The sequence below is a fragment of the Shivajiella indica genome, assembly GCF_042683085.1.
Classification (GTDB): Bacteria; Bacteroidota; Bacteroidia; order Cytophagales; family Cyclobacteriaceae; genus Shivajiella; species Shivajiella indica.
Map to the genome: position 1 here is coordinate 190,091 of NZ_JBHUIV010000014.1, position 6,940 is coordinate 197,030.

5 protein-coding genes are annotated in these 6,940 nt (G+C 40.5%); 3 read left to right on the top strand and 2 right to left on the bottom strand.

The window, feature by feature from the left end:
* Window positions 1-10 precede the first annotated feature (10 nt).
* Window positions 11-3,391: a preprotein translocase subunit SecA gene (secA, locus tag ACFSKV_RS09285; protein ID WP_380801702.1), complete on the bottom strand. Its 3,381-nt coding sequence runs from the start codon at window positions 3,389-3,391 to the stop codon at window positions 11-13.
* A 196-nt stretch (window positions 3,392-3,587) separates the two neighbouring features.
* Window positions 3,588-4,376: a diaminopimelate epimerase gene (gene dapF / locus ACFSKV_RS09290; RefSeq protein WP_380801704.1), complete on the bottom strand. Its 789-nt coding sequence runs from the start codon at window positions 4,374-4,376 to the stop codon at window positions 3,588-3,590.
* 191 nt (window positions 4,377-4,567) lie between these two features.
* Here dapF and ACFSKV_RS09295 point away from each other — a divergent pair, with 191 nt between their 5' ends.
* The 3 genes from ACFSKV_RS09295 to ACFSKV_RS09305 all read left to right on the top strand — a co-directional run bounded on the left by ACFSKV_RS09295 (window position 4,568) and on the right by ACFSKV_RS09305 (window position 6,711).
* Window positions 4,568-5,347 carry a superoxide dismutase gene (locus tag ACFSKV_RS09295; RefSeq protein WP_380801705.1) on the top strand — a complete coding sequence of 260 codons (780 nt, stop codon included), beginning with the start codon at window positions 4,568-4,570 and terminating at the stop codon, window positions 5,345-5,347.
* 292 nt (window positions 5,348-5,639) lie between these two features.
* Window positions 5,640-6,107, top strand: a complete 468-nt coding sequence (locus ACFSKV_RS09300) for a pyrophosphohydrolase domain-containing protein (protein WP_380801706.1) — start codon at window positions 5,640-5,642, stop codon at window positions 6,105-6,107.
* 4 nt (window positions 6,108-6,111) lie between these two features.
* Window positions 6,112-6,711 carry a DJ-1/PfpI family protein gene (locus ACFSKV_RS09305; protein WP_380801708.1) on the top strand — a complete coding sequence of 200 codons (600 nt, stop codon included), beginning with the start codon at window positions 6,112-6,114 and terminating at the stop codon, window positions 6,709-6,711.
* Window positions 6,712-6,940 lie beyond the last annotated feature (229 nt).

Below are 6,940 nucleotides of genomic sequence, written 5' to 3' on the forward strand. Positions count from 1 at the left end.
GATGTTTTTGTTAATGTTCGACTATCACACATTTTCCTGCCTCTACATCCTGCTCTACACTTTTATATTTTACATCTTTCAAAAGTTTTCCATCCTGATATTGTACGGAAACCCTGTCATTTCTACCATAAGATTTTTCAGATTTACGGGGAGCCACTACCTGAGGAGCCGCAGTTCTATTGGCGACTGCAGCAGCAGCCTGCCTGCCTGCTCCCGGATTCAATGAGCTGCCCACCTCTTCTTTGGAAGCCCTAACATTGGCATCCTCTCTTTTGGGGGTCTGTGCAGCCTTTACCTGGTTTGGATCTTGTGTAGGCAATTCAGCCTTTGCTAAAAACGATATGGTATCTTCATTCAATCTCCCCACAAATCGCTTGAACATTTGGAAAGCCTCAAATTTATAAATCAACAGAGGATCTTTTTGTTCATAAACGGCATTTTGCACTGATTGCTTCAGATCATCCATATCACGCAGATGTTCTTTCCAATTTTGGTCAATGATGGCCAAGGTCACGTTCTTTTCAATGGCCCTGATCAAATCCCTGCCTTCATTAGTTACAGTAGACTCCAAATTGATCACCACCCCGATCTGTTTGATACCATCCGTGATCGGCACCATAATTTCTTTGACGGTCGCTCCCCTTTGTCTGTGAACATCTCTCAGAATTGGCATGGCCTTTTCAAGGATCCGCTCATTTTTCTGCACATAATTCTTAAATGCTGCATCAAAAAGAGTTTGGGTCAGAACATGAGCTTCTTTATTCTTGATGTCTTCCTCAGTAAATTGATGGTCAATCCCCAGAGAACTGTAAATATTCATCCTCAAGTTCTCAATGTCTTCGGTGGACTTTGCCATCTCAATGATTCCCTCACACACATCATACATCACATTTAGGATGTCGAGCTCAAGCCGCTCTCCCATCAATGCATTCCTTCGTCTTTTATAAACAACTTCCCTTTGGGAATTCATGACGTCATCGTATTCCAAAAGACGCTTTCTGATTCCAAAGTTATTTTCCTCTACCTTTCTTTGTGCCCTTTCAATGGATTTGGTAATCATCGAATGCTGGATTACTTCCCCTTCTTCCAATCCCATTCTATCCATTAATTTTGCGATTCTTTCAGAGCCAAACATCCTCATCAGGTTATCTTCCAAAGACACGAAAAACTGTGAAGAACCAACATCTCCCTGACGTCCTGAACGACCTCTCAACTGCCTGTCAACCCTCCTGGACTCGTGTCGTTCTGTACCCACAATGGCCAAACCTCCAGCAGCTCTGGACTCAGGGGTCAATTTGATATCTGTACCCCGTCCTGCCATGTTGGTGGCAATGGTAACTGTTCCAGGTTTGCCTGCTTCAGCCACAATATCTGCTTCCCTTGCATGCTGCTTAGCATTCAATACCTGGTGCTGGATTTTGCGGATAGTCAACATCCTGCTCAATACCTCTGAAATTTCCACTGAGGTGGTACCTACCAGCACTGGTCTACCCATTTTGGTCAATTCCACGATTTCATCTGCTACTGCGTTGAATTTTTCCCTGACCGTTTTGTAAACCTTATCCTCTCTGTCATCCCTAACTATAGGTTTATTGGTAGGGATTACGACAACATCAAGTTTGTATATAGTCCAGAATTCTCCCGCCTCAGTTTCGGCAGTACCAGTCATACCTGCCAGCTTATGGTACATTCTGAAATAATTCTGAAGCGTGATCGTGGCGTAAGTCTGTGTGGCATCCTCAACTTTTACATTTTCCTTCGCCTCAAGTGCTTGGTGCAAACCATCCGAATATCTCCTTCCCTCCATGACACGACCGGTCTGCTCATCCACGATTTTGATTTTGCCTTCAACAATAATGTATTCGGTGTCCTTTTCAAACATACAGTAAGCTTTCAACAACTGGTTGACTGTATGGATCCTTTGGGCTTTTACACCGTATTCTTTGATAATTTCTTCTTTGCGGATCAATTTCTCCCTGTCATCCAAATCAGGATTTTTTTCCATTTCAGCAATGACCATCCCAATATCAGGTAAGATAAAGAAGGTAGGATCTTCATTCTTTTGGGTAATCACCTCAATTCCATTATCAGTCAGTTCAATACCATTTGTCTTTTCATCAATGGTAAACAACAGCGGTTCATCCGCCTCAGGCATCATACGCTTATTGTCCTGCAGGTAAAAGTTTTCAGTTTTTTGAAGAATAACCTTGATCCCAGGTTCAGAAAGGTATTTGATCAAAGGCTTATATTTGGGCATTCCACGGTATGCACGAAATAGTGCCAAACCTCCTTCTTTTTCATTTCCCTCCTGAATGAGTTTTTTTGCCGTGGTCAAATAACCCTGAATCAATTTTCTCTGTTCATCTACCAATGTGGCCACCCTTGGTTTCATATCCATAAACTCATGCTGATCACCTCTTGGAACCGGACCTGAAATAATCAATGGAGTCCTTGCATCATCAATCAAAACCGAGTCAACCTCATCAATCATGGCAAAGTGGTGCTTGCCCTGAACAAGATCTCCTGCATCCCTTGCCATATTGTCCCTCAAATAGTCAAAACCAAACTCATTATTGGTTCCGTAGACAATATCCGAAGCATAGGCTTTTCTCCTCTGGTCAGAATTGGGCTGATACTTATCAATGCAATCCACTGAAAGGCCGTGGAATTCAAAAAGAGGCGCATTCCATTCGGAATCCCTTTTGGCGAGATAGTCATTGACAGTCACCAAATGGACCCCTCTTCCTGAAAGCGCATTAAGGTAGGCAGGTAAAGTTGACACCAGGGTTTTACCTTCACCCGTGGCCATTTCGGCTATTTTGCCTTTATGTAAAACCATCCCTCCGATCAACTGCACATCATAATGGACCATGTCCCAAACCACTTCATTTCCTGCGGCTATCCAACGGTTATGCCAAATAGCTTCATCTCCCTGGATTTCCACATTTGGCTTTTTGGCGGCTAATTCCTTATCCTTTAGAGTGGCTTTTACCACCAGTCTGCCATTTTCTTTAAAACGCCTTGCGGTTTCTTTGACAACAGCAAAAGCATCTACCATTACTTTATCCAAAACTACTTCCAAGGCCTCATCCCTTGACTTTTCTGTTTTTTCAATTTCATTGAACAGCGCATCCTTCTCATGTACCTTATCAGGTGATAAAGCGCTTATCTGGATCCTTAGGTCAGCAATTTTATCATCAAAAGTCTTGAGTTCAGCATTGATAACGGCTTTGATTTCTGCGGTCTTGGCCCTAAGTTGATCATCACTGAGATTTTTCAATTTATTGAAAGCCTCATTGATCAAGGCAACTTTTGGTGTTAATTCTTTTATATCCCGATCTGACTTGGTTCCGAAAACTTTTGCCAGTCCTTTAGCGATAAATTCTAACATAATTCAAAGTGTATAATTTGGGGCCTAAAATTACGGCCTTTTTGTTAATAATAGTAATGAGACATGAGATATGAGACTCTTGAAGGAGAAATAGGAAGAAATATTGCCTCCAAATTTTTATTGAACAGATTGAAGATTGTATAACCATCCATTCTGGATCATTTTTTGGGCTTTTACGATTCCTTAAATTGCTTCTTCAAGTCTTCTTCATATTTATTTCAATTTTACCAGAAAACACCTGCTCCGCAGGACCTATCAATAATATGTTTTGAAAACTTCCATCGGAATTCTCGGAAAATCTTACCTTAAGATCACCTCCCGGAGTTTTTATTTTTACTTCATGAAGCTCATTTTTGTATCCATAGACAAGCGCACAGGCAGTAACTCCAGTCCCACAGGAAAGGGTTTCATTTTCCACTCCTCTTTCATAGGTCCGAACATAAATTTCATCCTCTGATAAAGGGGTGACAAAATTGACATTCGTTCCTTTCGGTGCATATTGGCCTGAATACCTGATTTCAGCTCCTTTTTCCACTACCGGATATTCCAAAACATTTTCCACAAAACGCACATGGTGTGGTGATCCGGTATTCACAAAGAAATCCCCTGCTGCATTGGCCAAACTTGAAACAGGACTCATACCAAGTTCAATCCATGGACCTACTATTTTTGCCTGATGCTCTCCGTCAATGGCCAGAAAATAAGTTTGATCACCAATAATTCCCAAAAATCTGGAAAATTCCACCGCACATCGGGCACCGTTTCCACACATGCTTTGAGATCCATCCGCATTAAAATAGACCATCTCAAAATCAAACCCGGGTTTGCTCCTGATCAAAATCAAGCCATCTGCCCCAATTCCAAACTTTCGGTCACATAATTTTTGAACCAATGCCAGGTCCTTATCAGGAAATGAATGATCCCTGTCATCAATCATGACAAAATCATTGCCTGTACCCTGATATTTATAAAATGAAATTTCCATAAAGTAATTGCCCAAATGATAGGGATTTACATGGTTTCAAAAACCAAACCAAGTTTTTTTGGTTTTACAAACATAACCAACTTGTCATAAAATCAGACTTATTGTCTGCATTTCAGTTTTATAATCTTTATGAATTGGTTAACTTGGGCTTCTTGAAAATGAAATTCAGTTAAAAGGTAATTTAAAACCCTATGAAAAAAACAGGCTATAATGTTTCCAGAAGAACATTCCTTAACCACAGTACAAAAGCGACTTTGGCTATAGGAATCGGAAGCAGTTTAATCGGATCAACATTTCTAAGTGCATGTAGTGGAAATAGTGAAGGTGGTGAAGAAATAAAAAACTTACTCAGTACCGGGTTTGAACAGACCCCACTTGCCTATGCTTATGAGGCACTTGAGCCACATATCGATGCAATGACCATGGAAATACATTACACCAAACATGCGGCAGCTTATGCCAAAAACCTGGCAGATGCAGCCTCTGAGGAAGGTGTAGATGTAAGTAAACCCCTGGAAGAAGTCATGATGAATATTTCCAAGTACTCCACCAAAATGAGAAATAACGGTGGTGGTCATTATAATCATGAACTCTTTTGGAAAATCATGTCACCAAACGGTGGTGGCCAGCCTGGGGGAGATTTAGGACAGGCTATCAATGGCGGATTTGGAAGTTTTGAGGAATTCCAAAAACAATTTGAAGATGCGGCCAAAGGTAGATTCGGATCTGGATGGGGCTGGCTAGTACTGGATAAAAATAACCTTTTGAAAATCGGATCTACTCCCAATCAAGATAACCCCTTGATGGATATTTCCGAATTCCAGGGAATTCCCTTGTTGGGAATTGATGTTTGGGAACACGCCTACTACCTCAATTACCAAAACAGAAGACCTGATTATGTTTCAGCATTTTGGAATATTATCAACTGGTCCGAGGTGGAAAAACGATATGATACCTTGATGAAAGGTTAATTAAAACGGGGAATGTTCCCCGTTTTTTTTTCAACAATTTTGCCAATTACACGAAAATGTCATGTAATGCGAAGAAACTATCGGTTCCCTGAAAATTGAAGCATTACATTAATTATAAAAATCAGAAAGAATGGAAGACGCCATCTTGCCAACAAAATCACTTTTACCTTTTTACTTTTGACTTGGCTTTTTAATTAATTCCAGATAGCCTTACAACCTAAATTTCCAATTTTTAAGAATTGCTAAAAACCCTTTTCTTTGTAGTACCTTAATTTCATACTGATAAACTATCATGCAAGATCCAAAGAGCCTTACTTCCGTTGCTGAATTCCATAGAACTTTCAAACATCCCATTCTTCCCGAACCTCGGGTACCTGATTCAAAGAGATGTGATTTGAGGGTTTCCCTGATTGCGGAAGAACTGAAAGAACTGGAAGAAGGCATTCAAAACGGTGATATTGTCGAGATCGCCGATGCGCTTTGTGATATACAATATGTGTTGGCGGGAGCCATACTTGAATTTGGGTTGGCGGATAAATTCAAGGAATTATTTGATGAGGTACAGCGCTCCAATATGAGTAAAGCCTGTAAAACGGAAGATGAAGCCCGCGCTACTGTTACCCACTATCAAAGTCAGGGGGTGGAATGTTTTTATGAACAGGAAGAAGAACTTTACCTGGTTTACCGCTCTGGTGATCGAAAAACCCTCAAGTCTATTTATTACTCCCCTGCTGATTTAAAAGGAATTCTTTCCAGATAAAATCATGTCCAAGAAATCGGTTGCTATCTTACTTTTTGAAGAAGTTGAGGTACTGGATTTTGCCGGTCCATTTGAGGTTTTTTCCGTCACTGCGCAACTTTCGGGTTACGAAATTCTAGAAGTAAAAACAATCGCAAAATCCAAATCTCTGATCAGGGCCAAAAACGGACTACAAGTTATGCCAGATTTGGGAATAGATGAACTTTCTCAATTGGATATATTGATCATTCCAGGTGGAGATGGAAGCAGGGCTGTTATCCAGGATAAGGTATTGATGGAATGGATAGACAATTTAGCCCATAAAGCCCAAACTGTCTTTACTGTTTGCAGCGGGGCCCGTATTTTGGCTAAGTTGGGTTATCTGAAAATACAGCGCTTTACTACCCACCATGAGGTCTTTGAAGATGTGTTGGCCCTGGAACCTAAAGCCATTCCTGATAGAAATGCCCGGTTTGTAGACAATGGAAAATTTATGACAGCCGCCGGAGTAGCTGCCGGTATTGACCTTTCACTCTATGTCGTGGAAAAATACTTCGGAAAAGAAGTTAAAGATAACACAGCCAAGTATATGGAGTATGGTGATTTTCAGGATTTCGGAAGTTAAAAGGCATTAATTTAGCACTTAGTGGAAATCCGTGTAATTCGTGGACCAGTATTTATTTTTGTCCACAAATTCCACCAATCACACGAATTATAAGAGCAGTCCTATTATATATGCTTTATATTAAATCTATCGTAATTGATAGAGATTATAACCTATGAAAGACTTCGTCTTAAAATCCATTCTTGAAGGAATCAATAGGAGACAGCCTTAATTAGCCAAAATTAAATCT

Coding starts and splice junctions, on each gene's coding strand:
- secA (WP_380801702.1), bottom strand. CDS start 3,391: ATGTTAGAATTTATCGCTAAAGGACTGGCAAAAGTTTTCGGAACCAAG.
- dapF (WP_380801704.1), bottom strand. CDS start 4,376: ATGGAAATTTCATTTTATAAATATCAGGGTACAGGCAATGATTTTGTC.
- ACFSKV_RS09295 (WP_380801705.1), top strand. CDS start 4,568: ATGAAAAAAACAGGCTATAATGTTTCCAGAAGAACATTCCTTAACCAC.
- ACFSKV_RS09300 (WP_380801706.1), top strand. CDS start 5,640: ATGCAAGATCCAAAGAGCCTTACTTCCGTTGCTGAATTCCATAGAACT.
- ACFSKV_RS09305 (WP_380801708.1), top strand. CDS start 6,112: ATGTCCAAGAAATCGGTTGCTATCTTACTTTTTGAAGAAGTTGAGGTA.